22 protein-coding genes are annotated in these 23395 nt (G+C 65.2%); 17 read left to right on the top strand and 5 right to left on the bottom strand.

The window, feature by feature from the left end:
- Positions 1 to 4 precede the first annotated feature (4 nt).
- From AC3A6B_RS16570 to AC3A6B_RS16505, 14 genes are all read left to right on the top strand, one after another.
- Positions 5 to 220 (top strand): hypothetical protein, encoded by a 216-nt coding sequence (locus tag AC3A6B_RS16570; RefSeq protein ID WP_487837774.1) that lies wholly within the window; start codon positions 5 to 7, stop codon positions 218 to 220.
- Between the two features lie 475 nt (positions 221 to 695).
- A complete protein-coding gene (locus AC3A6B_RS16565; protein WP_487837773.1) occupies positions 696 to 1280 on the top strand; it encodes an A24 family peptidase in 585 nt (194 codons plus the stop codon).
- 46 nt (positions 1281 to 1326) lie between these two features.
- A complete protein-coding gene (cpaB, locus tag AC3A6B_RS16560) occupies positions 1327 to 2169 on the top strand; it encodes a Flp pilus assembly protein CpaB (RefSeq protein ID WP_487837772.1) in 843 nt (280 codons plus the stop codon).
- A 25-nt stretch (positions 2170 to 2194) separates the two neighbouring features.
- Entirely contained in the window at positions 2195 to 3790 is a 1596-nt protein-coding gene (locus AC3A6B_RS16555; RefSeq protein WP_487837771.1) for a type II and III secretion system protein family protein, read from the top strand.
- Positions 3791 to 3802: 12 nt separating this feature from the next.
- Complete coding sequence (locus AC3A6B_RS16550; RefSeq protein ID WP_487837770.1) at positions 3803 to 4078, top strand: hypothetical protein; 276 nt, start codon at positions 3803 to 3805, stop codon at positions 4076 to 4078.
- A gap of 105 nt (positions 4079 to 4183) precedes the next feature.
- On the top strand, positions 4184 to 4381 hold the full coding sequence (locus AC3A6B_RS16545; RefSeq protein WP_487837769.1) for a Flp family type IVb pilin: 198 nt from the start codon (positions 4184 to 4186) through the stop codon (positions 4379 to 4381).
- Positions 4382 to 4492: 111 nt separating this feature from the next.
- Positions 4493 to 4669, top strand: a complete 177-nt coding sequence (locus AC3A6B_RS16540; protein ID WP_487837768.1) for a Flp family type IVb pilin — start codon at positions 4493 to 4495, stop codon at positions 4667 to 4669.
- A 20-nt stretch (positions 4670 to 4689) separates the two neighbouring features.
- On the top strand, positions 4690 to 5973 hold the full coding sequence (locus AC3A6B_RS16535; RefSeq protein ID WP_487837767.1) for a pilus assembly protein TadG-related protein: 1284 nt from the start codon (positions 4690 to 4692) through the stop codon (positions 5971 to 5973).
- Positions 5974 to 5981: 8 nt separating this feature from the next.
- Positions 5982 to 6431 (top strand): TadE/TadG family type IV pilus assembly protein, encoded by a 450-nt coding sequence (locus tag AC3A6B_RS16530; protein ID WP_487837766.1) that lies wholly within the window; start codon positions 5982 to 5984, stop codon positions 6429 to 6431.
- Positions 6428 to 6859, top strand: a complete 432-nt coding sequence (locus AC3A6B_RS16525; protein ID WP_487837765.1) for a TadE/TadG family type IV pilus assembly protein — start codon at positions 6428 to 6430, stop codon at positions 6857 to 6859. Before AC3A6B_RS16530 ends, AC3A6B_RS16525 begins: the two co-directional genes overlap by 4 nt.
- Positions 6860 to 6882: 23 nt before the next feature.
- Positions 6883 to 8037 (top strand): CpaE/TadZ family protein, encoded by a 1155-nt coding sequence (locus AC3A6B_RS16520; RefSeq protein WP_487837764.1) that lies wholly within the window; start codon positions 6883 to 6885, stop codon positions 8035 to 8037.
- A gap of 35 nt (positions 8038 to 8072) precedes the next feature.
- Positions 8073 to 9446: a TadA family conjugal transfer-associated ATPase gene (locus AC3A6B_RS16515; RefSeq protein WP_487837763.1), complete on the top strand. Its 1374-nt coding sequence runs from the start codon at positions 8073 to 8075 to the stop codon at positions 9444 to 9446.
- Between the two features lie 11 nt (positions 9447 to 9457).
- Positions 9458 to 10450, top strand: a complete 993-nt coding sequence (locus AC3A6B_RS16510) for a type II secretion system F family protein (protein ID WP_487837762.1) — start codon at positions 9458 to 9460, stop codon at positions 10448 to 10450.
- 11 nt (positions 10451 to 10461) lie between these two features.
- Positions 10462 to 11373: a type II secretion system F family protein gene (locus AC3A6B_RS16505; protein WP_487837761.1), complete on the top strand. Its 912-nt coding sequence runs from the start codon at positions 10462 to 10464 to the stop codon at positions 11371 to 11373.
- 21 nt (positions 11374 to 11394) lie between these two features.
- Here AC3A6B_RS16505 and AC3A6B_RS16500 read toward each other — a convergent pair whose 3' ends face one another.
- The 5 genes from AC3A6B_RS16500 to AC3A6B_RS16480 all read right to left on the bottom strand — a co-directional run bounded on the left by AC3A6B_RS16500 (position 11395) and on the right by AC3A6B_RS16480 (position 17465).
- Positions 11395 to 12051, bottom strand: coding sequence for a response regulator (locus AC3A6B_RS16500; protein ID WP_487837760.1), 657 nt, complete (start codon positions 12049 to 12051; stop codon positions 11395 to 11397).
- 40 nt (positions 12052 to 12091) lie between these two features.
- A complete protein-coding gene (locus tag AC3A6B_RS16495; RefSeq protein WP_487837759.1) occupies positions 12092 to 13744 on the bottom strand; it encodes a sensor histidine kinase in 1653 nt (550 codons plus the stop codon).
- A gap of 198 nt (positions 13745 to 13942) precedes the next feature.
- The gene (locus tag AC3A6B_RS16490; RefSeq protein ID WP_487837758.1) at positions 13943 to 15661 is read right to left on the bottom strand and encodes a cobaltochelatase CobT-related protein; all 1719 of its coding nucleotides are present in this window, start codon (positions 15659 to 15661) and stop codon (positions 13943 to 13945) included.
- Positions 15658 to 16638, bottom strand: a complete 981-nt coding sequence (locus AC3A6B_RS16485) for an AAA family ATPase (RefSeq protein WP_487837757.1) — start codon at positions 16636 to 16638, stop codon at positions 15658 to 15660. The genes AC3A6B_RS16490 and AC3A6B_RS16485 overlap by 4 nt, the downstream gene beginning before the upstream one ends.
- Positions 16635 to 17465, bottom strand: a complete 831-nt coding sequence (locus AC3A6B_RS16480) for an IclR family transcriptional regulator (protein WP_487837756.1) — start codon at positions 17463 to 17465, stop codon at positions 16635 to 16637. The genes AC3A6B_RS16485 and AC3A6B_RS16480 overlap by 4 nt, the downstream gene beginning before the upstream one ends.
- Before the next feature lie 172 nt (positions 17466 to 17637).
- On the opposite strand from AC3A6B_RS16480, the gene xsc reads away from it, so the two are divergent.
- The 3 genes from xsc to AC3A6B_RS16465 are packed head-to-tail and all read left to right on the top strand — an operon-like array spanning position 17638 to position 23358.
- A complete protein-coding gene (xsc, locus tag AC3A6B_RS16475) occupies positions 17638 to 19449 on the top strand; it encodes a sulfoacetaldehyde acetyltransferase (protein ID WP_487837755.1) in 1812 nt (603 codons plus the stop codon).
- 21 nt (positions 19450 to 19470) lie between these two features.
- A complete protein-coding gene (locus tag AC3A6B_RS16470; RefSeq protein WP_487837754.1) occupies positions 19471 to 20430 on the top strand; it encodes a bifunctional enoyl-CoA hydratase/phosphate acetyltransferase in 960 nt (319 codons plus the stop codon).
- Positions 20431 to 20442: 12 nt separating this feature from the next.
- Complete coding sequence (locus AC3A6B_RS16465; RefSeq protein ID WP_487837753.1) at positions 20443 to 23358, top strand: molybdopterin oxidoreductase family protein; 2916 nt, start codon at positions 20443 to 20445, stop codon at positions 23356 to 23358.
- Positions 23359 to 23395 lie beyond the last annotated feature (37 nt).

Genomic DNA, 23395 nt, shown 5'->3' with positions numbered 1-23395 from the left:
CGCGATGGAACCGATGCACTGGCAATACATAGGCGCCCTGGGCGGCGTGATCGGCATCGGCTGGCTGGTGGTGGTGCCGATGTACCGCGGCTGGAAACCGTTGAACAAGAGGATGAGCGACCAGCTCAAGCAAAGCACGACGCTGCTGGCGGCGCTGGAGTGCGATCACGCGGGCCGTTCCGCGCGCCGCTCGCCGCCGTACTCGACGAGCATTCGCTGAGCGGGCGTTCCGCCCGGGCGACGCCCCCCACCCTCTCCGACAAGCTCGCAACTCGCCGACCGCGGCCTCTCTGATCGAACGGCCGCCGGTCGGCGCAGTCACGCCTGGGCGCCTGCTGGCCGTCTCAACAATGAGTACTTTGGTAGGCGTTTTGTCATGCCGAGTGCCCCATCAAAAGAGGCGATCTGTCCCGCCCAAACAAGGGCGCAGCGCTCATGTATACGTTTGTTTGCATCTCTACATTAGATCCAAGCCAAACGTTTGACCGGGTGATTCCGATCAAGTCTTCCAACGATAAAGCAACGCGGAGAAATGCATGCGATTTGCGAGGCATCTGTCGCATACGTTCGCCGATCTATTGAAGGAAGAGGCGGGCGCTTCGCTCCTGGAATATGCACTCGTCGGTTCGCTGATTCTGGTCGTTTGCATGCTCTTGTTGCTCGCCTGGCACAAACAGAACTGAAGGAAATTGAACATGCAGGAATTTCACGCGCTGCTCGAGCTCTTGGCCATGCTGGCGACCGATCCGCGCATTGTGGTGCTGTTTGTGCTGCTCGTCGTCGCCTCCGTCAGCGATTACCGGACCTACAGAATTCCCAATTGGCTGACATTCGGCGGCGCCGCATTTGCGCTGGTTTACAAGACCGTGATTGCCGTGTCGCCGCCATCGGCTTTCCTGCTGGCGTTCGGGGGCCTCTTCCTCGGCTTTCTCATCATGCTGCCGGCCTATGCGCTGGGTGTCATGGGGGCAGGCGACGTGAAGCTGATGGCGATGGTCGGTGCGTTCCTGGGCGTTCACGAAACGCTCCAGGCCGTACTTTTTGCCTTCATCGTCGGCGGAATAGCCGCGCTCGGATTTGCGTTGTTCAAGGGCAAGCTGGGCCGCATGCTGAGCAATGCAAAAAACGCGGCTTACGGCATGGTGGCGTCGTCCCTGGTCGGCGTTCGGCCGGATGCGCGTATAGAAAAAGATCAATCGGTCGGAAAACTCCCATATGGCATCTGCATCAGCATCGGGACGATCGGTTATGTGCTGGGTCGGCAATTGGGTTATGCATAGATAGGCTCGGCGCAAGAATTACTGGCATCAATTATTGGGGCAGAAAATGAGAAACATCAAGGCAATGGGTCTTTTGATTCTGGCGCTGCTGACCGGCTTGGCCGCCGCCGTCTATGCGACGGGCTGGGTTTCCCGGCAAGGGAGTGTTCCCTCGAACAAGGTAGTCGTGGCGGTCGTGGATATCGAACTCGGCAGCAAGATCAATTCGCAGATGCTGTCGACCGTCGATTGGCCGAGCGGCTCCGTGCCGGCCGGCGCTTTCAATGAGATCAAGGACGTGCAGGACCGCGTCGCCAAGGTCGGGCTGCTGCGCGGCGAGGCGATCCTCGAAGGAAAGCTGGCGCCGATGGGAACGCAAGGCGGGCTTTCTGCGGTCATCGCCGCCGGGAAGCGGGCCATGACCGTACGGGTCAACGACGTAGTCGGGGTCGCCGGCTTCGCGCTGCCCGGCAACTACGTCGACGTCATGGTGAACGCTCAGCAAGACAAGGACAGGGGCGGAGAAGGAACGCAGATCAGCAAGACCGTGCTGGAGCATGTGCTGGTGCTGGCCGTCGCCCAGGAAGCGGGCCGTGACGACACCAAGCCCAAGGTGGTGAGCGCCGTGACGCTCGAGCTGTCGCTCGAGGACTCCGAAAAGCTCGATCTCGCCCGCAGTGTCGGAACGCTGTCCCTGGTGCTGCGCAACCAGGTGGACAAGGCGAAGGTCGCCACCGCCGGCATCACCAAGAACCAACTCTTCGGCGCGAAGGAAATCCTGCCCGTGTCGGTGGTCGCGGCCCCGGCTGCGGCCAAGCCGCGGGCGCCGACCGCAAGGCCCGCCCCAGCGCCGTCCCTGGAGTGCGTCGAAGTCATCCAGAACTCGACCCGCGCGCTCACCTGCTTCTAGACCGAGAAACCGAGGAGAACTTCAAGTGCACGCCAAGAACAAACTCGCCCTTTTGCTCGCGGCGCTCGCGTGGGCCGGCCCCTCTTTCGGGGCAGACAACCCGCCGGTCGCCCAGGCGCCCAGCACGGCCTCCGGGACGAAGCGCTGCACCTCGGTCGTCCCCGACGACCGGCCGACCTACGTGACCCTCGGCAAATCCACCGTCATTCCGCTGAAGGTCCGGGTGGCCCGCATCCTGGTGAGCGGCCAGCCCGGCGGCGGCAGGGCGGCTGCGCCCGCGCCGGCAAGCGCGCCGGCCACCGCGCCACCGGTCGCTGCAGCGCCGGCAGCGCCGCCACCCCAGGCCGGCGCGCAGGACGGCGTGGCTGATCTGGAGGTCATGCTGCTCAGCCCCACCGACCTGTTCTTCAGGGGCAAGACCGCCGGATCCATGAACGTGATCCTGCAGAACGCGGAAGGCACCTGCTTCATCAAGGACGTGATCGTCACGGTCGACTCGGGCGCGCTGCAGACGACGCTGGGCGAGCTGATGCCTGAAGAAACCGGCGTCAAGGTGCGCGGCGCGGAGCGCGCCATCGTGCTCACCGGCGAAGTCAGCAATGCCATCAAGCTCGACCAGGTGCTGAGCCTGGCGACCTCCTACGGCGACGGCAAGAGGGTGGTCAACATGCTGCGCGTCGCCTCGCCGCAGCAGGTGATGCTCGAAGTCAAGATCGCCGAAGTCAGCAAGACGCTCCTGGACAACTTCGGGCTGGACTTCGCCAGGCTGAGCACCTCGGCGGATGGGCTCAGCTCGCGCGTGGTCTCCGGCATCCTCGGCGGCGACGCTGCCGCGCTCGGACGCTTCGGCCCGAACGCGGGCGCCGTGCACAACATCATCGCTGATGCCGTGGGTGTGGTGAATGGCGCCACGGCAGGCGCGGCAGGCACTTTCGATCGGGAGCTCTTCAGGACGCGGCGCGCTTCGCTGCTCGGCATCGACGCCCAGAAGAAGGACGGCCTGATCCGCATCCTGGCCGAGCCCAACATCATGGCCATCAGCGGGCAGCAGGCCAGCTTCCTTTCGGGCGGCAAGATCTTCATCCCGGTGTCCCAGACCAACAACAACGGCACACCGACCATCACGCTCGAGGAAAAGGAATTCGGCATCGGCGTGAAGTTCACGCCCACCGTCCTGGACGGCAGCCGGGTGAACCTGAAGATGGTCTCCGAAGTGTCGGACCTGTCGCAGACCGGATCGCCCTTCACCTCGATCAACGGCGTCACCGCGGTGTTGCCTTCACTCACGGTGCGCCGGGCCGACACGACGGTGCAACTGAGCGATGGCCAGAGCTTCGTCGTCGCGGGCCTGATCAAGAACAACCTCACTGAAACGATCAAGCGCTTCCCTGGACTCGGCGAGGTCCCGGTCGTGGGCGCCCTGGCCCGCAGCAATGAATTCCAGACCGACCAGACGGAACTGATCTTCGTGATCACGCCGCGTCTGGTCAGACCGCTGGGCGCCCCACCGCGGCTTCCGACCGACAACCACGTCGTACCCACCCGGGCCGAGATTTTCCTGAACGGCGCACTTGAAAGCGCCACCCCGCCGGCCGACGCGCCCCCGCCTCAACCCAAATAAAGAAAGCTGCACATGAAAAACGTCATCTTTGCCCTTTTGCTTGGCTTGTTGGGCGGTTGCGCCGCCACCACGACGCCGATTTACGACACCCGGTTCGGGGATGCCGTGCGCGAGAGCAAACGGAATATGACCGTCAATCCGGATGCCGGAAGAAATCCGGACCCGGCTGCAGGCATCGACGGCAAGGCGGCACGCGAATCGATGATTCTTTATCAGGACACCTACAAGGCCCCGCCGCCGGTCGTCAATGTCATCAATATCGGCGGAAACATCGGCAACGGCAAATAGCTTTGTCCGAAATCATTTGAAAGAAAGGAGTCGAAACCGAATCGAGCAACTCAATTCCATCAAATCCAATTTTTGAATCAATTTTTAAACTCAATAGGTAGTCAAATGAACAAACTCATGAATGCAATCCGTCAGTTCTCTAATGACGAAGAAGGCGCCCAAGTCGTGGAATACGCGCTGATCATCGCCGTGGTCTCGATCGCCCTGGTGATCGCACTGCAGGCGCTGACGCAGGCAGGCGGCGGCTTCGCCACTTTCATCACCCGCGTCACCACCTGCCTGACCACTGCGGTCTGCGTCTGACAGCCATCGCGTTCGAAGCCGGCAGTGGCCAAGCCATCCAAATTGGATGCGGGCCACTTGCCAGGCTCCAAAACGCATTCAGCCGGCTTTGGAAATCATGAAGGAATGATCATGCTCACCGAATTTCTCAAGGACGAAGAGGGCGCTCAGGTGGTGGAGTACGCATTGATTATTGCGGTGGTATCGATTGCACTGGTCTTGGCGCTCCAGCCGCTGACGCTGGGTGCCAGCTTCGGTGCTTTTATCGCGCGCATCTCGAATTGCCTGACAACTGCAGTTTGCGTTTGAATTGACAGGAGGTTAATCCCATGAGCAGCGTTATCACTCGTCGTCGCCAAGGTGGGGCAGTGATCATCACAGCGGCGCTTCTTTTGCTGTTTCTGCTCGGCTTCATGGGAATTGCCTTGGATTTCGGCCACCTGTTCATCGTGAAAACGGAGCTGCAGACCGCGATGGACAGTTGCGCCTTGGCAGCCGCAGGGGAACTCGACGGCCAAAGCAACGCACGGGCGCGGGCCACCAGTGCCGGCATCACGGCGGGAAACTTGAATCGCGTCAACATGCAATCGGCAAGTTGGAGCGGCCAAGGTCAGATCACCGCGGCGAACATCACATTCAGGGACGCCGCCTACGTTCCGACCGCCTTGGATGCGGCCGCCAAATATGCGCAATGCCAGCACACGCAGCCGAACGTGAACATGCTGCTGATGCAGGCCATGGGCGGCTTCTCCGGTGACACGGCTGGCAATCCCAATACCCGCAGCGTGATGGCCATGGCGGTGGCGGTGCGCGCCAGCGCGCAGACCACTTGCCCCGTTCCGGTGGGACTCAAACCCAAGCCAGGCGGCACCGCACCGAACTACGGTTTTGCTGTGGGCGAATGGGTCACCCTGATCAACGAGCAGGGCGCAGCAGCAGGCGGCGAGATCGGCTGGGCCAATCTGGACGGCTCCAACAATGCAGCCGAAACGGAAGCCGAGCTCAACGGTTTTTGCGGGACGGAGGTCGGCGACACCTTGGGAACTCCCGGTGTGCAGGCTTCCGTTGCCGATGCCTGGAACTATCGCTTTGGGATCTACAAGAACAGCGCCGATCCGGCCGCGACCGTGAGCAATCCTGATTTCACCGGTTACGCCTACACCGCGACCAATTGGCCGGCCCAGCAGAGTGCCTACGACGGTCCAGCGCCTGGCGCCGTCGCGCCGACCGCGGAGAATTTCCTGACCAAGCGCCAGGCATTCGCCTCCTGCGCCGACACCGGGACCAAGGTCAAGGGCGCCAACAGCTGCGAGTCGATCTCGGCCCCCTATTTGTCGTTGAACGGCTTCCAGAAGCTGGCTGCGCCGGGCAACGCGACGGGCGGGCACATGCAATATGGACGCAATAGACGCATCGTCACGGTGCCGGTGATCAATGGCGCCAGCCAAGTCGTCGACTATGCATGCATGCTCATGCTGCAGCCCCTGTCGATCCCGATGACGAACGTGCAACTGGAGTTCAGGGGCAATGCCGCGGCCACCGACAGCCCCTGCACGACCAGCGGACTGCCCGGTGGCTCCGCAGGGCCGCTTGTTCCAACCTTGGTTCGGTAGCAGCGATCATGAAAACCAAACAAGACGGGGTGGCACTGGTGGAATTGACTTTGATCATTCCGTTCCTGCTGCTGCTGACTTTCATCACAACCGAGTTCGGCCGCGCGATGTTCGAATACAACGCCGTCGCCAAGTCGACGCGCGATGCCGTGCGTTATCTGTCCTTCCAGACGCCTGGTACGCACGTCGCAGAAGCGCAGAACCTCATCGTGTACGGCAACCTTGCCGGGACGGGGGCGCCCCTGGCTCGTGGCCTCAGCCTCGCCAATGTGCCGGCGGCGAGCTGCTGCACCTGGCAGACGGCAGGCACCAATCCGGTGATCAATACGGTGACCGTCCGGGTCAGCAACTACGCATTCCGTTCCCTGTTTCCCAGTGTCCTGGGCCTCGCTTTCGGGGACGCCAACGGCGACATCACTTTCGGCGACATCACCGCCACCATGAGAGGCGCGACATGAAGACAAGACAAGCCGGCGCCACGACCGTCGAGTTCGCCTTCGCATTGATCGTCTTTCTCACCTTCCTGCTGGGCATCACGGACTTCAGCCGCATGCTTTTCACCTGGAGCGCGGCCACCGAGGCGACCAGGGCAGGCGCCCGCTATGCGGTCGTGTGCGACGACACCACCAACCAGGCGCTGGTCCTCGCCAAGATGCAGGCGCTGCTGCCGCAGATCAGCACCATCAATCTGGCCTGGATTCCCGCGGGCTGTACGACCGCGACCTGCGAAGGCGTCACGGTGACGATCACCGGTCTCAACTACCAATGGATCTCGCCCATCGCCGGACTCGCGGCGCTGGCGCCCATCCCCATGCCAACCTTTTCCACCTTCCTGCCCAGGGAAATCATGCGGCAGGACCCGAACAGCGCCGCGATTTGCTCGTAGCCACAACACCCACGGATCACCCAATGAAGATCGCCATCATTTCGCCCAACAAGAATCACCTCCAGGAAATGGGCAAGGTGCTCGAGGCCCATTCGCACGCCGTCATCCTGGTCGACGGCGGAAAAAGCAGGATGCGCCAGATCGCCGAGCAGGAGCAGCCGGAGCTCATGCTGGTCGACGGCATGTGCTGCGATCCCAACGAGCTCGCGCTGGTCGAGTACGTCACCACCCACCATCCGAAGATCGCGGTCATCCTGCTCTGCGCCACGCAGACGCCGGAGTTCCTGATCAATTCGATGCGCGCCGGCGTGCGCGAGGTGCTTCCCTCGCCGGTGACGCCGCAGGCGCTGGAGGCCGCGGTGAGCCGCATCGCGGCCAAGCTCGTCGGGCAGCAGGGCCACGCTGCGGGCAAGGTGCTGGCATTCATGTCCTGCAAGGGCGGCAGCGGGGCCACCTTCCTGTCGACCAATCTGGGCTGGCAGCTGGCCGAATCCAGCTCCGTGCTGCTGATCGATCTGGACCTGCAGTTCGGCGATGCGCTGTCGTACGTGAACGATGGCCGCCCGAACTCGACAATCGCGGACGTCGCCCATGACATCAGCAGGCTGGATGCATCGTTCCTGGTCGCCAGCGCCGTCAAGGTCACTCCGAGCTTCAGCATCCTGGCCGCACCGGAAGACCTGTCGAAGGCGATGGAGGTCAAGGCGGAGCACATCGATGCCATCCTCGGCGTGGCGGCGGCGCACTACGACTTCGTCCTGCTCGACGTCGGGCGCCTCATGAACACCCTCGTCATCCGGGCGCTCGATCGCGCGCACCGCATCTATCCGGTGCTGCAGGCCGGGCTGCCCTACATCCGCAATGCAAACAAGCTGATGGCGGTCTTCAAATCGCTCGGCTATCCGGCGAACAAGATCGAACTGATCGTCAATCGATTCGAGAAGAACGGAGAGATCGGCCTCGGCGACATGCGGCGCGCGCTAGGGCCCGTGACCCTGCTCACCGTCCCCGACGCCTACAAGGAAGTCAACACCTCCATCAATCGCGGCATCCCGCTGGTGGAACTCGCGCGCTCGAATCCGGTGAGCCGGAACCTGGCCGATCTCGCGCTGTCGCTGAACCCCAGGCAGGAAGAAAGCCCCAGTCTTCTCGGCCGCCTTTTCAGCCGCAGAGCGTAGCCGGGCATCTTTCGTCAACCAGCAAGGCCAATACCATGTCATTCCGAGAAATACTGGACGCCGCCGCGATAGAGCCGATCTTGCGGCCGCAAGCGCAGCCCGCGCTCGACGTGTACAAGAACCCGACCGCGACCGACTCCTACAAGTCGCTGAAGGGCAGGATGCACCTGAAGCTGCTCGAGAAGTTCGACCTCGCTGCGCTGGAGACCCTCGCGCCCGAGTCGCTGCGGCAGGAGATCTCGTCCATGGTCGCGCGCCTGCTGCAGGAAGAGCAGACGGCCATCAACGACATCGAACGCCGCACGCTGATCCGGGACATCCAGCATGAGATGCTGGGCTTCGGTCCGATCGAGCTGCTGATGGCCGACCCGACGGTGTCCGACATCCTGGTCAACTCCTTCGAGCAAATCTACGTCGAACGCAAGGGCCGGCTGGAGCTCACCAACGTCAGCTTCACCGACGAGAAGCATCTGCTGCGGATCATCGACAAGATCGTGTCGCTGGTCGGCCGCCATATCGACGAGTCGAGCCCGATGGTGGATGCGCGGCTGCCCGACGGCTCGCGGGTCAATGCCGTGATACCGCCTGTCGCTCTCGACGGTCCGATGATGTCCATTCGGCGTTTTGCCCACATCCCGCTCAAGATGGAGAACCTGGTCGAAGACCTCAAGAGCCTGACGCCGCAGATGGCCTTCATGCTCGAAGGCCTGGGTAAGGCCAAGGTCAACATCCTCATCTCCGGCGGGACCGGCGCCGGTAAGACCACACTGCTGAACATCCTCTCCGGCTACATCCCCGAATCCGAGCGGATCGTGACCATCGAGGACGCGGCCGAGCTCCAGATGCAGCAGCCCCACGTGATTCGCCTGGAAACGCGGCCGGCGAACATCGAGGGCAAGGGGGAGATCACGCAGCGCGCACTGGTGCGCAACGCCTTGCGGATGCGGCCCGACCGGATCGTGATCGGCGAAGTGCGCGGGGCGGAAGCCTTCGACATGCTGCAGGCGATGAACACCGGCCACGAAGGCTCGCTCACCACCATCCATGCGAACACGCCTCGGGATGCGCTGTCCAGGCTCGAGAACATGATCGGCATGGCCAATCTCAACCTTCCCCACAAGGCCGCACGATCGCAGATTGCGTCGGCCATCACGGTGGTGATCCAGGGCCTGAGACTGATCGACGGCAGGCGAAAGATCACCAGCATCCAGGAGATCACCGGCATGGAGGGCGACGTCATCACCATGCAGGAGATCTTCGCCTTCAAGCAGACCGGCATCGGCGCCGACGGCCAGGTTCAAGGCTACTTCCACGCGACCGGCGTGCGGCCGAAGTTCGCCGAGCGGCTGCGCGCCTTCGGCTTCGTGCTGCCGGATGCGATGTTCGATCCGTCCAAGCGCTACGAATAGGAGACCTTGCCATGCTGCAAGACATCGGAGGCAACGTCTTCCTGATCATCTCGGTACTGGTGTTCGTCGCCGTGCTGCTGCTGCTGGAGGGGCTCTACCTGATCTGGCGTTCGTACAAGGGGCCCGAGGCCAAAGAGATCGAGAAGAGGCTGCGCGCGTTGTCGGCCTCGATCGACACGACGGCCCAGGCGCAGTTGCTCAAGCAACGCATGCTCAGCGAGGTGCCGGCGCTCGAACGGTTACTGCTGAATCTTCCGCGGGCGCATCGCCTCGACCGCTTCATCCTGCAGGCCGGGCTGGATTGGACCGTGTCCAGGCTGCTGCTGTCCTGTGCCGCGTTCGGAATCGCCGGATTCGTCCTGGCGACCTGGGTGCTCCACCAACTGTTTTTGCTGGGCCTTGCCCTGGGCGTCCTGCTGGCGGCCCTGCCGCTGCTTTACGTACAACGCCAGCGCAGCCGTCGACTGGCGAAGATGGAGCAGCAACTGCCCGAGGCGCTCGACCTGGTGACCCGGGCGCTGCGCTCCGGGCATTCGTTCTCGGCGGGCTTGCAGATGATCGGCGAGGAAATGGCCGAGCCCATCGCCAATGAATTCCGGATCGTGAGCGACGAGGTCAACTTCGGCGTGTCGCTGCAGCAGGCGCTGACCAATATGAGCGAAAGAATCCCACTCACCGACCTGCGCTATTTCGTCGTGGCCGTGCTGATCCAGCGCGACTCCGGCGGCAACCTGACCGAGGTGCTGGGCAACCTGAGCCGCCTGATTCGCGAGCGGCTGAAGCTGATGTCCAAGGTCAGGGTGCTGTCCGCGGAAGGGCGGCTGTCGGCCTGGATCCTGGGCCTCATGCCCTTCGCGCTGGCTTTCGTCATGAACCTGCTGAATCCTGCCTTCATGTCCCCGCTGTGGAAGGACCCGATCGGTATCGCGATCCTCAAGTACATGCTCGTGCTGATGGCGTTCGGCGTGCTGATCCTGCGGAAGATCATCCGGATTCGGGTTTAAAGGAGAACAACATGCTGCTGTTTCCCGCGCTCGTGTTTGTTGCTGTCACTCTGGGGCTGGCAGGCTTGTTCGTGTGGCTCGCGCCCAGCAGGACAGAGCAGCGGCTGCAGGCGCTGTCCGATACGCCGAAGTCGTCCCAGTGGGCGGAAACCGTGGTGAAAATCGTCGGTCCCTTCGCCCAACTGTCCTCGCCCACGGGCGACGGCGAAGCCTCGCCGCTTCGGCTCAAGTTCCTCAATGCCGGCATCCGGCACGAGGACGCCCGGCTGATCTACTTCGGCGTCAAGACGCTGCTGCCCCTGGTCTTTGCGGGGGGCGCGGCGCTGGCGCTGCGGGCGACGGGCTCTCCCGCCGACTTGACGCTGGTGCTGTACCTGATCGTGGCTGCCCTGATCGGCTGCTACCTGCCCAACTTCCTTCTCTATTGGAGGATCCGCGGTCGCAAGCGCGAAATCTTCGAGAACTTTCCCGATGCGGCCGACCTGATGCTGGTCTGCATCGAGGCTGGGCTGGGCTTGGACGCCGGGCTCGTCAAGGTCACGGATGAAATCAAGATGAAGAGCGTGGCCCTGGCGCAAGAGCTGCACTGGACCAATCTCGAAATGCGGGCCGGGGGAACGCGCGAGAAATCGCTGCGCAACCTGGCACTGCGCACCGGGGTCGAGGAGATCGGCACCTTCGCCACCATGCTGACCCAGGCGGACAAGTTCGGCACGAGCATCGGCGAGTCGCTTCGGGTGTTCTCGGACGACCTGCGTCACAAGCGGCAGGTGCGCGCGGAGGAACTCGCCGCCAAGGTGCCGACGAAGATGCTGCTGCCGCTGGTCGTCTGCGTGTTTCCGTCCATCATCATGGTCATCTTGGGGCCGGCGGCGATCCAGATCATCCGGACCATCCTGCCGATGCTGAATGGGCGGGGCTGAGGGGCTCGTTCGGCGCTGCCCTCAGGACGGCAGCTTATCCAACTGGTGCTTCACCGCATACACATACAGCTCCAGCCGATTGCTCACCCCCAGCTTCTGGTAGATCGACGTCAGGTGGTTGCGCAGGGTGTGCTCGGTGATGAAGAGCCGTTCGGCCAGCGCCTTGTTCGATGCCCCGTTGCCGTCGACCACGGTGTGGATGATCTTGCGTTCCTTGCAGGTCAGGGCCGCCTGCTTCTCCGCCTCGGGGTCGACCTTGTGCACCCGCTTCGAGTCGACGAACTCCGCGAAGACGCGGCCCATCGTCTCGTTGTCCACGCACAGTTCGCCCTTGTGCATTCTTTCGATCGCCTGCAGCACCTGGTCCGCGGCTGCGTCCTTGCGCAACACGCCCCGGGCGCCGCCGAGGACCGCCATGTCGAGGGTTTTCTGCTGGCGCTCGCCGGTCAGGATCAAGACACGGGAGACCGAGTTGGACAGCAGGCCGGGGAGGATGTCCAGCGCGCATTTGCCGCCCAGATCGAGATCCAGCAGGATGACGTCGGGAATCACCTGGTCGACCTGCTCGAGCGCTTCCGCGCAGTTTCTGGCCGTTCCGACCACCTGCATTCGCGGTTTCTCGCCGTCGATCAACCTGGACAATCCCCACAGCATCGTCTGGTGATCGTCGACAAGCATCACGCCGATGGGTTTTTCAACTGGCTGCATGTTCCACCTCCTAGATGGGTATCTCGACGTGCACGGAAGTGCCGCCGCTCGTTCCCCGCACCACTTGCGCGTTGCCGCCGAGTGCGGCCGCGCGTTCCGTGATCGACCTCGGCTGGAATGCGACCGACTGTGTTCCGTCGCATTCGTTCTCGATCTGGATCCTGAGCACGCCGTCCGCGCATTCCAGCCTGATGGCGCCATGGTGCGCGAAGGTGTGCTTGCAGATGTTGCTCAAGCCCTCGCGCACGATCTGCAATATCTCCGCGGTCAGGCGGTCGCTCACGTTGAGCTCCCCTTGCACGCAGATGGCGATGTCGATCCCGTAGAAATCCCGCGCCTGCGCAGCCTGCTGGCGCAGGACCATGAGGAAGACCTGTTCCGTCTTGTCCAGGCCGTTCCTGACCGTGCCGGCGTAGCGGCGCAGATCGCCGATGACCTTGGCGGCCATGTCCGTCAGCTTGTCGAGATCCTCGATCAGCGGGTTGTCGGCAGCGGCCTTGTTGCGCAGGGCGCTGAGGCCCATCTTCAATCCGATGTAGGGCTGGATGGCCGTGTCATGAAGGTCCAGCGCTATCTTCTGACGCTCCTGCGACGCGGCGTCCGAGGCCATCCGGTCCAGCAGCTCGATGTTCTCGATCACGGGGAAGGCCTGGGCCGCGATATGGCTCAGGAAGAGCGCGTCGGTCTTTCTGAACGCGGCTTCGCGCGAGAACAGGTAGATGCGGCCTTCGCTCTTTCTGAGTGACACCGGCGCGCTGATGAACGAGCGGGCATCCAGAAGCTCGGCCAGGCCGCGGCAGGCCGCTTCCTCATGCCTGTTCCATCTTCCCTTGGCGCTGTCGTACGCCGCGGCACCGGTGAACGAGAACAGGGCCGGCCAGAGCGGGCGGTTGTAGGCCACGATGCGATCCTGCGGGAGCGCCACCAGAGGCGCCGCCGCTTCCGCGCCGATCCGTTCGGCATTGATCGAACGCTTCGCGTCGCCCGCCTTGACCGTGCGCAGGAAGTAGGCGCCCGACTCCTTGTCCCGGACGACCAGCAGGCAGCAGCTTCCCTTGAAGAAAGCCTGCGTCTTCTCCAGGACGCTGGTGACGGTGTGGTCGACGCCGAAGCGCGGGTTCGATACGCGGCTGACGTCGCGCAGCAAAGCGAGCCGCTGTTTCAGCTCGACCTTCGAGCCGCCCCAATGGATGCTCATGTAGCCGAATGCCAGCAGGAAGGTGGCGCGCAGCAGCAGGCGGGGGAGGTCCTGTTCGGTCGTCGATCCCACCCCGCAGGCGGCGAACAAGGCCACCGAAACGAGGGTGACGCGTGCGCCCTCGTCGAAGCCCCAGCGGAAGGAAGAGGTGAGGATGGCGAAGAAGAAGAACAGGAAGAAAAAGCTGTGGATTCCGTCCGTGAAGAGAACGATCAACGCATACCAGAAGACATCCAGCCAGTGAACCAGCTTGCTCTGCGAAAACGGGGCATCGAACTGCGTATAGAGATAGACGGCGAAACTGTGCAGGATGTAGCCGAAAAACAGCAGCCAGGTGAAGCTGCCGATGCCCCTCAAGCCCGCAGGATCGATAAAAATCGCCAGCAGGGCGGAGACGGACAGCACGAGCCGCATCCTGGCCACCATCCGCGCATCGGCGGCGTCGGCAGCAAGACTCGTATCCATCTCGTTTTTCCTGTCCAGCCTGTGCACCAGCATCGGGCGTTTCTCCTCCCACGGACGGTGATCGGTGGGGTTCAGTCGATATCCGCGCCAGAGAGCGCAGATGTGAAGATGTCACATATTACTACTTAGGTAAACAAGTGAATACGTGGGAAACGATTTGTCAGTCTTTCTGCGCAGGAAATCACGCGCCGGCGTGACTCAGCAGGAGCGGCGCCCCGCCAGCAACGCAATCACTTCCCGGAAGACCGCATGGCCCCTAGACGCCGCAAAGTCGAGCACGTGGCTGCGGCTGTAGAAGGGGCTCAAGTCCAGCCCGACCCCGATGCCCGCGATCCCGATGCGGCCGGCCTGCTCGTGCCGGGCCACCACGTCCTTCAGGTGGTGGTCGAGGTAGTGGGCATCGTTCGCGAGGTTCGTGGCGCTGTCCATCGGCGAGCCGTCGGAGAACACCAGCAGCCGCTTGCGCTCTTCGGCGCGCGCGGCCAGCCGGGCGCAGGCCCAGTCCACCGCCTCGCCGTCGAAGCCCTCGCGGAACAGCTCGCCCTTCAACAGCGCCGCGATGGCGGGGCGCGCGGGGCGCCAGGGCGTGTCTGCGTTCTTGAAGACCAAGTGGCAGCGTTCGTTGAGCCGGCCGGGGTGCGCGGGCTTGCCGGCGCGCAGCCAGTCGCGCTGCGCGCGGCCGCCGTTCCAGGCCCCGGTCGTGAAACCCAGGATTTCGCTCGCGACGCCGGCCTGCTCGAGCGCGCGCGCCAGCACGTCGACCAGCATCGCGACCGATTCGGCCTGCTCCTTCATCGAGCCCGAGCAGTCGATCAGGAAGCTCACGACGCAGTCGGCCACCGGCTCCAGACGCTCGGTGCGGAACAGGCGCCGCTCGGCGGGCGAGGCGACGAGTTGCGCGAGCCGGCGGCCGTCGACATGGCCTTCTTCCTGGCCGCCGTCCCAGCCGTCGCGCGCGGGCTCGGCCAGCAGCGCGCGCAGCTCGCGCGCCAGGCATGCGATGTTGACGCCCTGCGCCGCGATGCGGCGATCCAGCTTAGCGCGCAAGTCGGCCAGCAGCTCCTTGCGCGCCAGCGATGCGGCCTCGTGCTCGCGGTCGTAGGCGGTGCTGAAGATGCGGTAGGCGCCTGCAGCCTCGTCGAGCAGCGCGCTGCGGCCCGCCACCGCGGTGGTGAAGCGCTCGACGATCTCCTGGTCCATGTCGGCGACCAGGCTGAAGACGCTGCGCTTGTCGTCGATCTCGGCATTGCGCGGGTCCGCGTCGGCCTCGTCGGCCGAATGCAGCATCGCGGCCACGGTGCGCGCGATAGCGCGCGCATGCACGGCATACGCGGCCTGGTCGGCGCGGTCGCGGCGCAGGCCGGCGAGCGCATGGCCGATCAGCGGCGAGAGCGCGAAGCGCGTGGCTTCCAGCATGTCTTCGGTTTCCTCCACCACCTGCTGGCCCGCGACGCGCGCGCGGCAGATCTGGGCCACCGCATAGAGCAGCAGGCCGCGCGCGGTGTCGGTCAGGCCGGAATGATGGAAGGAGAGCGACCATTGCTCGTGGCGATGCCGCAGGTTGCGCCGCATGCCGGGCATGGCCTCGGGCGCCAGCGCTTCGACGCGGAACTGCTCCAGCATCTCGAACACCATGCGCTCGACCGGCTCCTCGGGGCGCAGGCTTTCGTGCAGCGCGGCGTCGGAGGCGGTGAGCCGCAGCGCGAGCCCGTCGGCCGTGCCGCGGAAGGAGGCGAAGTCGTCGCTGTCGGGCGAGGGGTGCAGGTGCGGCGCGAACCACGGCAGCGGCTGCCGGCCGCGGTGCAGGCGCCGGCCGCGAAAGTGCAGGTCGGCCTCGCCGCTGTAGGCGCGCACCATCGCCGCACACAACTCAGCGACTTGCTGTTCGTGTCTGGCGCGGCGCTGCGCGTCGGTCATCCCCGCTGGTCCGACAACTGGTGCGACTCCTTCAGCTCCAGGTCGAAGCAGCGCTGGAAGTATTCGGCGACCAGCGGCCTCTCGGCCTCGTCGCACTTGTTGACGAAGGACAAGCGGAAGGCGAGCGCGGGGTCACGGAAGATCTCGAGGTTCTCGGCCCAGGTGATCACGGTGCGCGGCGACATCAGCGTCGACAGGTCGCCGGCCGCGAAGCCCTTGCGCGTGAGATCGGCCACCGCGACCATCGAGCGCACCACCGCGCGGCCCGCCTCGTTCGCGAGCGAAGGCACGCGCGCCTGCACGATCGCGATCTCTTCCTCGGCCGGCAGGTAGTCGAGCGAAGCGACGATGTTCCAGCGGTCGATCTGGGCATGGTTGAGCCGCTGCGCGCCGTGATAGAGGCCGTTGAGGTTGCCCAGGCCCACCGTGTTGGCGGTCGCGAACAGGCGGAAGTGCGGATGCGGGCGCAGCACCCGGTTCTGGTCCATCAGCGTGAACTTGCCGCCCTGTTCGAGGATGCGCTGGATCACGAACATCACGTCCGGCCGGCCTGCGTCGTACTCGTCGAACACCAGCGCCACCGGCCGCTGCAGCGACCAGGGCACGATGCCTTCCTGGAACTCGGTGACCTGCTGGCCTTCGCGCAGGACCACCGCGTCTTTTCCGACCAGGTCGAGCCGGCTGATATGGCCGTCGAGGTTGAGCCGTACGCAGGGCCAGTTCAGGCGCGCCGCCACCTGCTCGATGTGGGTCGACTTGCCGGTGCCGTGCAGTCCCTGCACCATGACGCGGCGGTCGCGCGTGAAGCCGGCCAGGATGGCGAGCGTCACGTCGGGGTTGAAGCGGTAGACCGCGTCGATCTCGGGCACGTGGTCGTCGCGCTCGCTGAAGGCGGGCGCCATCAGGTCCGTGTCGATGCCGAAGACATCGCGCACGCTCAGCATGCGGTCGGGTTGCAGGGCGGCGGTGTCGGTCATGCGTTCCTTCGTTCGAGTGTGCGCTCGGCGTCCGCATCGGCATCGATGCGCGCGAGCGCCTGCGCGGCACGCTGCAGCGCAGGCAGAAACTGCTTCGCCTTCTCGACATCGAGCCGCATGACCGGCGCCTGCACCGCGACGCACAGGTTCGAAGGTCCGTTCTCGCTGGGCACCAGCGCCGCGATGCACAGCAGGCCGGGCAGGAATTCCTCGTCGTCGAGCGCAAAGCCGTCCTTGCGCACGCGCTGCACCTCGCGCTCGATCTGTTCGAGCTCGGTCAGGGTTTTGGGCGTGTAGGCCTCGAGCGGCACGTTGGCCAGCAGGCGCCGCCGCTGCGCCGGCGCCATCTGCGCCAGGAAGATCTTGCCGCTGGCCGAGCAGTGCACCGGCACCCGCGAGCCCGGGTGCAGGTAGAAGCGCAGCGGCGCCGCGGTCTCGACGCGGTCCAGGTACACCACCTCGCTGCCCGAGAGCGCAGTGAGGTTGCAGCTCTCGCCGATCTCCTCGACCAGGTGACGCAGCACCGCGTGGCGCGCGCCGTGGTGGCTGTCATTCAACAGCAGGTTCTCGGCCAGGCGCCGCAGCCGCGTGCCGATGCCATAGAGCCGGCTGTCGCCCTCGCGCCGCAGCAGGCCCGCGCTTTCCAGCTGCTGCAGCATGCGGTGCAGAGTCGGCTTGGGCAGGCCGGTCTCTTCCACCAGGTCCTGCAGCGCATAGCGCTGGTCCTTGGCGGCGATGACCTCGAGCAGAGCGAACAGCCGCATGGTGGGCGTGTCGCCGTTGAGCTCCAAACCCTCGGACTTCAGATCGGTGTTGACGACTTTCATGGGCGCTGATCATATTCTTTTTACAAAAAATAGGACAAAACGTCCCGATTTTCGGAATTTCGTTTGACGCGAGCCGGGCGCAGTCCTATATTTCGCCGATACGAATTCCGGAACCGCCTGTTCCAACTTTCGAGAACCGCGCCAGCATCCACGACCTTAGGAGACCTCTTCCATGACCCAGCAACCCCCCGCCACGCCCGCCCGCGCCGCCGTCGCCGGCGTGCAGAAGATGACGCCCTCCGAGGCCTTCGTCGAGACCCTGGTCGCCAACGGCGTGACCGACATGTTCGGCATCATGGGCTCGGCCTTCATGGATGCGATGGACATCTTCGCGCCGGCCGGCATCCGCCTGATCCCGGTGGTGCACGAGCAGGGCGCCGGCCACATGGCCGACGGCTATGCGCGCGTTTCCGGCCGCCACGGCGTGGTGATCGGCCAGAACGGCCCCGGCATCAGCAACTGCGTGACCGCCATCGCAGCGGCCTACTGGGCCCACAGCCCGGTGGTGATCGTCACGCCCGAGACCGGCACCATGGGCATGGGCCTGGGCGGCTTCCAGGAAGCCAACCAGCTGCCGATGTTCCAGGAGTTCACCAGGTACCAGGGCCACGTGAACAACCCCAAGCGCATGGCCGAGTACACGGCACGCTGCTTCGACCGCGCGATCTCCGAGATGGGCCCGACGCAGCTCAACATCCCGCGCGACCACTTCTACGGCGAGATCCAGTGCGAGATCCCGAAGCCGATGCGCGTGGAGCGCGGCGCCGGCGGCGAGAACAGCCTCGCCGCCGCGGTCGAGTTGCTGGCCACGGCCAAGTTCCCGGTCATCCTCTCGGGCGGCGGCGTGGTGATGGGCGATGCGGTGGAGGAATGCAAGGCGCTGGCCGAGCGCCTGGGCGCGCCGGTGGCCAACGGCTACCTGCGCAACGACTCCTTCCCGGCCAGCCATCCGCTGTGGGCCGGCCCGCTGGGCTACCAGGGGAGCAAGGCCGCGATGAAGCTGATCGCGCAGGCCGACGTGGTGCTCGCGCTGGGCTCGCGCATGGGGCCCTTCGGCACGCTGCCGCAGCACGGCATGGACTACTGGCCCAAGGACGCCAAGATCATCCAGGTCGAGGCCGACCACACCAACCTGGGCCTGGTGAAGAAGATCACCGTGGGCATCCATGGCGACGCCAAGGCGGTAGCCAAGGCGCTGCTCGCGCGCCTGGCGCAGCGCACGCTCGCCAGCGACGCCACCAAGTCCGAGCGCGCCGCGAAGATCAAGGAAGAGAAAGCCGCATGGGAGAAGGAGCTCGACGGCTGGACGCACGAGCGCGACCCCTACAGCCTGGACATGATCCAGGAGGCCGAGCAGGAAGGCGGCAAGTGGCTGCACCCGCGCCAGGTGCTGCGCGAGCTGGAGAAGGCCATGCCGCCGCGCGCGATGGTGTCGACCGACATCGGCAACATCAATGCCGTCGCCAACAGCTACCTGCGCTTCGAGGAGCCGCGCAGCTTCTTCGCGCCGATGAGCTTCGGCAACTGCGGCTACTCGCTGCCCACGATGATCGGCGCCAAGCTGGCCGCTCCCGACCGCCCGGCCATCGCCTACGCGGGCGACGGCGCCTGGGGCATGAGCATGGTCGAGATCATGACCTGCGTGCGCCACGACATCCCGGTGACGGCGGTGGTGTTCCACAACCGCCAGTGGGGCGCGGAGAAGAAGAACCAGGTCGACTTCTACAACCGCCGCTTCGTCGCGGGCGAGCTCGACAACCAGAGCTTCGCCGGCATCGCCAAGGCGATGGGCGCCGAGGGCATCGTGGTCGACAGGCTCGAGGACGTGGGCGCCGCGCTCAAGAAGGCGGTCGACATGCAGATGAACCAGGGCAAGACCACGGTGATCGAGGTCATGTGCACGCGCGAACTAGGCGACCCGTTCCGCCGCGATGCGCTGGCCAAGCCGGTGCGCTTCCTCGACAAGTACAAGGACTACGTCTGAACGGCGCGCTGAAACGTCGACATGACTTCAGCGCTCGCCCTCGCCCAGACCGGCGCCGTGCCGGCGCATCCCTGGCTCGAGGCCCTGGTGGCACGGGCGCGGGAGCGCGCGAAGGCCGCGCAGGTGCGCATCGGGCTGGTCCATCCCTGTGATGCGGCGGCGCTCGATGCGGCCGCGCGCATCGCCGATGAAACGCTCGCGCAGCCGGTCCTGATCGGCCCGCGCGAGGCCATCGTGCGCGCGGCCGGGGCGGCCGGCATCGATGCCGGAGACTTCGAGATCATCGATTGCAGCAACACGGCCGAGGAGAGCGCGCGGCGCGCCGTCGCGATGGCGCGCCAGGGCGTGGTCGGCGCGCTCATGAAGGGATCGCTGCACACCGACGAGCTGATGTCGGCCGTGGTCGACAAGCACATCGGCCTGCGCAGCGAGACGCGCATCAGCCACATCTTCCTGTTCGACCTGCCGCGCTATCCCAAGCTGCTCGGCCTGGCGGACTGCGTGGTCAACATCGCGCCCTCGCTCGATGCCAAGCGCGACATCCTCGGCAACGCCATCGGCCTGCTGCGCAAGCTGGGCACGGCCAAGCCCAAGGTCGGCATCGTGGCCGCGGTGGAAACGGTGAACCCCGCCATCCCGGCCACCATCGATGCACAGGCGCTGGTGGCGCTGGCGCGCGCGGGCGCCTGGCCCGGCGCGCTGGTCGAAGGGCCCTTCGGCTTCGACAACGTGATCTCGGCCGAAGCCGCGCGCATCAAGAAGATGGCCTCCGGCGTCAGCGGCGACGCCGACCTGCTGCTGGTGCCGGACCTCAACGCCGGCAACATGCTGTACAAGAGTTTCACCTACATCGGCGGCGGCGAGTGCGCGGGGCTGGTGCTCGGCGCCCGGGTGCCGATCGTGCTGACCTCGCGCGCGGATTCGCTGCCTTCGCGCATCGCCTCCGTCGCGCTGGCGGTGCTCGCTGCCGATCAGGATTGACCAAGGACCTACGTGTTCAACTTTCTTTCGCGCGAGCCGCTCCACGATCCGCTGGCCTCGCCCACGCCGACGGCCGAATGCGAGGTCAAAACCACCACCTGCTACATGTGCGCCTGCCGCTGCGGCATCCGCGTGCATCTGCGCGATGGGGAAGTGCGCTACATCGACGGCAACCCGAACCATCCGCTGAACCAGGGCGTGATCTGCGCCAAGGGCTCGTCGGGCATCATGAAGCAGGTGTCGCCCGCGCGGCTCACGCAGCCGCTGCTGCGCAAGGCCGGCAGCGAGCGCGGGGCAGGCGAGTTCGAGCCCATCAGCTGGGAGCGCGCCTTCGACATCCTGACCGAGCGGCTCGCGAAGATCCGTGCCACCGACCCGAAGAAGTTCGCACTGTTCACCGGCCGCGACCAGATGCAGGCGCTCACGGGCCTCTTTGCGCGCCAGTTCGGCACGCCCAACTACGCGGCGCACGGCGGCTTCTGCTCGGTCAACATGGCCGCAGGAATGATCTACACCGTGGGCGGCAGCTTCTGGGAGTTCGGCGGGCCGGACCTCGAGCGCGCCAAGCTGTTCGTGATGATCGGCACCGCCGAGGACCACCACAGCAATCCGATGAAGATCGCGATCGGAAAATTCAAGCGCGCGGGCGGGCGCTTCATCTCGATCAATCCGGTGCGCACCGGCTACTCGGCCATCGCCGACGAATGGATTCCGATCAAGCCGGGCACCGACGGCGCGCTCTTCATGGCGCTGCTGCACGAGCTGATCGCGAGCGACCTGGTGGACCATGCGTTCCTGAAGCGCTTCACCAATGCGCCGCAGCTGGTGGTGCTCGACGACTGCGAGCGGCAGGGCCTGTTCGCTTTCGATCCCGAGCGCGGCCCGCCGGGCGATGGCCGCAACCCGCACAACAAGCTGGTGTGGGACAAGGCAAGCGGGAGCGTGAAGCCCGCGTACCCGGAAGGCATCGCCGAGGGCTGCGAGCCGGCGCTCGAAGGCCACTACCAGCTCGCCGACGGCACGCGCGTTGCGCCTTCGTTCCAGCTGCTGCGCGAGCGCGTCGCGAGCTGCACGCCCGAATGGGCCGAGGCCATCACCGGCATCGGTGCCGAACGCATCCGCAAGCTCGCGCGCGAGATGGGCGAGACGGCGCTCCAGCAGGCCTTCGAGCTCCCCATCCCGTGGACCGACGCCTGGGGCAAGAAGCATCCGACCACGCAGGCGCGGCCGGTCGCTTTCCACGCGATGCGCGGCCTCGCCGCCCATTCCAACGGCTTCCAGACCGTGCGTGCGCTCGCGGTGCTGATGAGCGTGCTCGGCACCATCGATGCGCCCGGCGGCTTCAGGCACAAGGCGCCGTACCCGCGCCACATCGTGCCGAACTACCGCGCCTTCAATGCGCCCGAGATGATCCAGCCGAACACGCCGCTCAATGCCGCGCCGCTGGGCTTTCCGGCCAACCCGGAAGAGCTGGCGATCAACCCCGACGGCTCGCCGATCCGCATCGACCATGCCTTCTCGTGGGAGCATCCGCTGTCGGCCCACGGCCTCATGCACAACGTGATCACCAATGCGGTGAAGGGCGACCCCTACCGCATCGACACCTTGCTGATCTTCATGGCCAACATGGCCTGGAACTCGAGCATGAACACGATGGCGGTGCGCGAGATGCTCAACCGCAAGGACGAGCAGGGCGAGTACATGATCCCCTTCCTCGCGGTCTGCGACGCCTTCCAGAGCGAGACCGTGGCCTTCGCCGACCTGGTGCTGCCCGACACCACCTACCTCGAGCGCCACGACGTGATGAGCATGCTCGACCGGCCGATCTCGGAATTCGACGGCCCGGTGGATTCGGTGCGCGTGCCGGTCTTGCCGCCCACCGGCCAGTGCAAGCCCTTCCAGGAGGTGCTGATCGAACTCGCCTCGCGCATGAAGTTTCCGGCCTTCACCACGCCCGAGGGCGGGCGCAAGTTCGCGGACTATCCCGACTTCATCGTCAACTTCCAGCCTCAGCCGGGCATCGGCTTCTTGATGGGCTGGCGCGGCAAGGACGGCGCCGATCACTTGCGCGGCGAGCCCAATCCGAAGCAGTGGGAGGCCTACGCAGAGAACAACTGCGTGTTCCAGTACCACATGCCCGAGACCACGCACTACATGCGCAACTGGAACCGGGAGTACCTGGACTTCGCCAAGGACAAGGGCTGGCGCCAGAAGAACGACGTGGTGCAGCTCGCTCTGTACTCCGACACCTTGCAAAGCTTTCGCCTCGCGGCACAGGGCAAGAGCGCCGGCCGCCAGCCGCCCGACGCGCTGCGCGAGCGCATCGAAACCTACTTCGATCCGCTGCCCTTCTGGTATCCCCCGCTCGAGGAGGCGGCGACCGATCTCAAGGCCTACCCGCTCAACGCGATCACGCAGCGGCCGATGGCGATGTACCACTCGTGGGATTCGCAGAACGCGTGGCTGCGCCAGATCCACAGCCACAACTACCTGCACGTGAACCCGCTCACCGCCAAGGCCGCCGGCATCGCCGACGGCGGCTGGTGCTGGGTCGAGAGCCAGTGGGGCAGGGTGCGCTGCATGCTGCGCTACAGCGAAGCCGTGGAACCCGGCACCGTGTGGACCTGGAACGCGATCGGCAAGGCCGACGGCGCCTGGCAGCTCGCGCCCGGCGCCGACGAGGCGCGCAAGGGCTTCCTGCTCAACCACCTGATCTCGGAAGAGCTGCCCTTCGATGGCAAGACCATCAGCAACTCCGACCCCGTGACCGGCCAGGCCGGCTGGTACGACGTGCGCGTGCGCATCCGGCCTGCCGCGCCGGAGGAACCGGAAGAGACCTTCCCGCAGATCGCCAGCATGCCGGCCTCGCCGGGCGTGCTGGGCAAGGCGGCGAGCGTGCTGACCTACTTCGCGGGGCGCAGGAAATGATCCAGTGGCTGAAGGATTTGATGGCTTCGCTCCCCGG

The organism is Variovorax sp. Soil_C_33 (assembly GCF_057656935.1).
This window is presented reverse-complemented; position numbering and strand designations above follow the sequence as displayed.

Bases quoted from the DNA above. Each gene is read 5' to 3' on its own strand.
- cpaB (WP_487837772.1), top strand. From the start codon at position 1,327: ATGAGAAACATCAAGGCAATGGGTCTTTTGATTCTGGCGCTGCTGACC.
- AC3A6B_RS16515 (WP_487837763.1), top strand. From the start codon at position 8,073: ATGTCATTCCGAGAAATACTGGACGCCGCCGCGATAGAGCCGATCTTG.
- AC3A6B_RS16495 (WP_487837759.1), bottom strand. From the start codon at position 13,744: ATGGATACGAGTCTTGCTGCCGACGCCGCCGATGCGCGGATGGTGGCC.
- xsc (WP_487837755.1), top strand. From the start codon at position 17,638: ATGACCCAGCAACCCCCCGCCACGCCCGCCCGCGCCGCCGTCGCCGGC.
- AC3A6B_RS16470 (WP_487837754.1), top strand. From the start codon at position 19,471: ATGACTTCAGCGCTCGCCCTCGCCCAGACCGGCGCCGTGCCGGCGCAT.
- AC3A6B_RS16550 (WP_487837770.1), top strand. From the start codon at position 3,803: ATGAAAAACGTCATCTTTGCCCTTTTGCTTGGCTTGTTGGGCGGTTGC.
- AC3A6B_RS16480 (WP_487837756.1), bottom strand. From the start codon at position 17,465: ATGAAAGTCGTCAACACCGATCTGAAGTCCGAGGGTTTGGAGCTCAAC.
- AC3A6B_RS16565 (WP_487837773.1), top strand. From the start codon at position 696: ATGCAGGAATTTCACGCGCTGCTCGAGCTCTTGGCCATGCTGGCGACC.
- AC3A6B_RS16525 (WP_487837765.1), top strand. From the start codon at position 6,428: ATGAAGACAAGACAAGCCGGCGCCACGACCGTCGAGTTCGCCTTCGCA.
- AC3A6B_RS16485 (WP_487837757.1), bottom strand. From the start codon at position 16,638: ATGACCGACACCGCCGCCCTGCAACCCGACCGCATGCTGAGCGTGCGC.
- AC3A6B_RS16500 (WP_487837760.1), bottom strand. From the start codon at position 12,051: ATGCTTGTCGACGATCACCAGACGATGCTGTGGGGATTGTCCAGGTTG.
- AC3A6B_RS16520 (WP_487837764.1), top strand. From the start codon at position 6,883: ATGAAGATCGCCATCATTTCGCCCAACAAGAATCACCTCCAGGAAATG.
- AC3A6B_RS16535 (WP_487837767.1), top strand. From the start codon at position 4,690: ATGAGCAGCGTTATCACTCGTCGTCGCCAAGGTGGGGCAGTGATCATC.
- AC3A6B_RS16540 (WP_487837768.1), top strand. From the start codon at position 4,493: ATGCTCACCGAATTTCTCAAGGACGAAGAGGGCGCTCAGGTGGTGGAG.
- AC3A6B_RS16505 (WP_487837761.1), top strand. From the start codon at position 10,462: ATGCTGCTGTTTCCCGCGCTCGTGTTTGTTGCTGTCACTCTGGGGCTG.
- AC3A6B_RS16570 (WP_487837774.1), top strand. From the start codon at position 5: ATGGAACCGATGCACTGGCAATACATAGGCGCCCTGGGCGGCGTGATC.
- AC3A6B_RS16490 (WP_487837758.1), bottom strand. From the start codon at position 15,661: ATGACCGACGCGCAGCGCCGCGCCAGACACGAACAGCAAGTCGCTGAG.
- AC3A6B_RS16510 (WP_487837762.1), top strand. From the start codon at position 9,458: ATGCTGCAAGACATCGGAGGCAACGTCTTCCTGATCATCTCGGTACTG.
- AC3A6B_RS16530 (WP_487837766.1), top strand. From the start codon at position 5,982: ATGAAAACCAAACAAGACGGGGTGGCACTGGTGGAATTGACTTTGATC.
- AC3A6B_RS16545 (WP_487837769.1), top strand. From the start codon at position 4,184: ATGAACAAACTCATGAATGCAATCCGTCAGTTCTCTAATGACGAAGAA.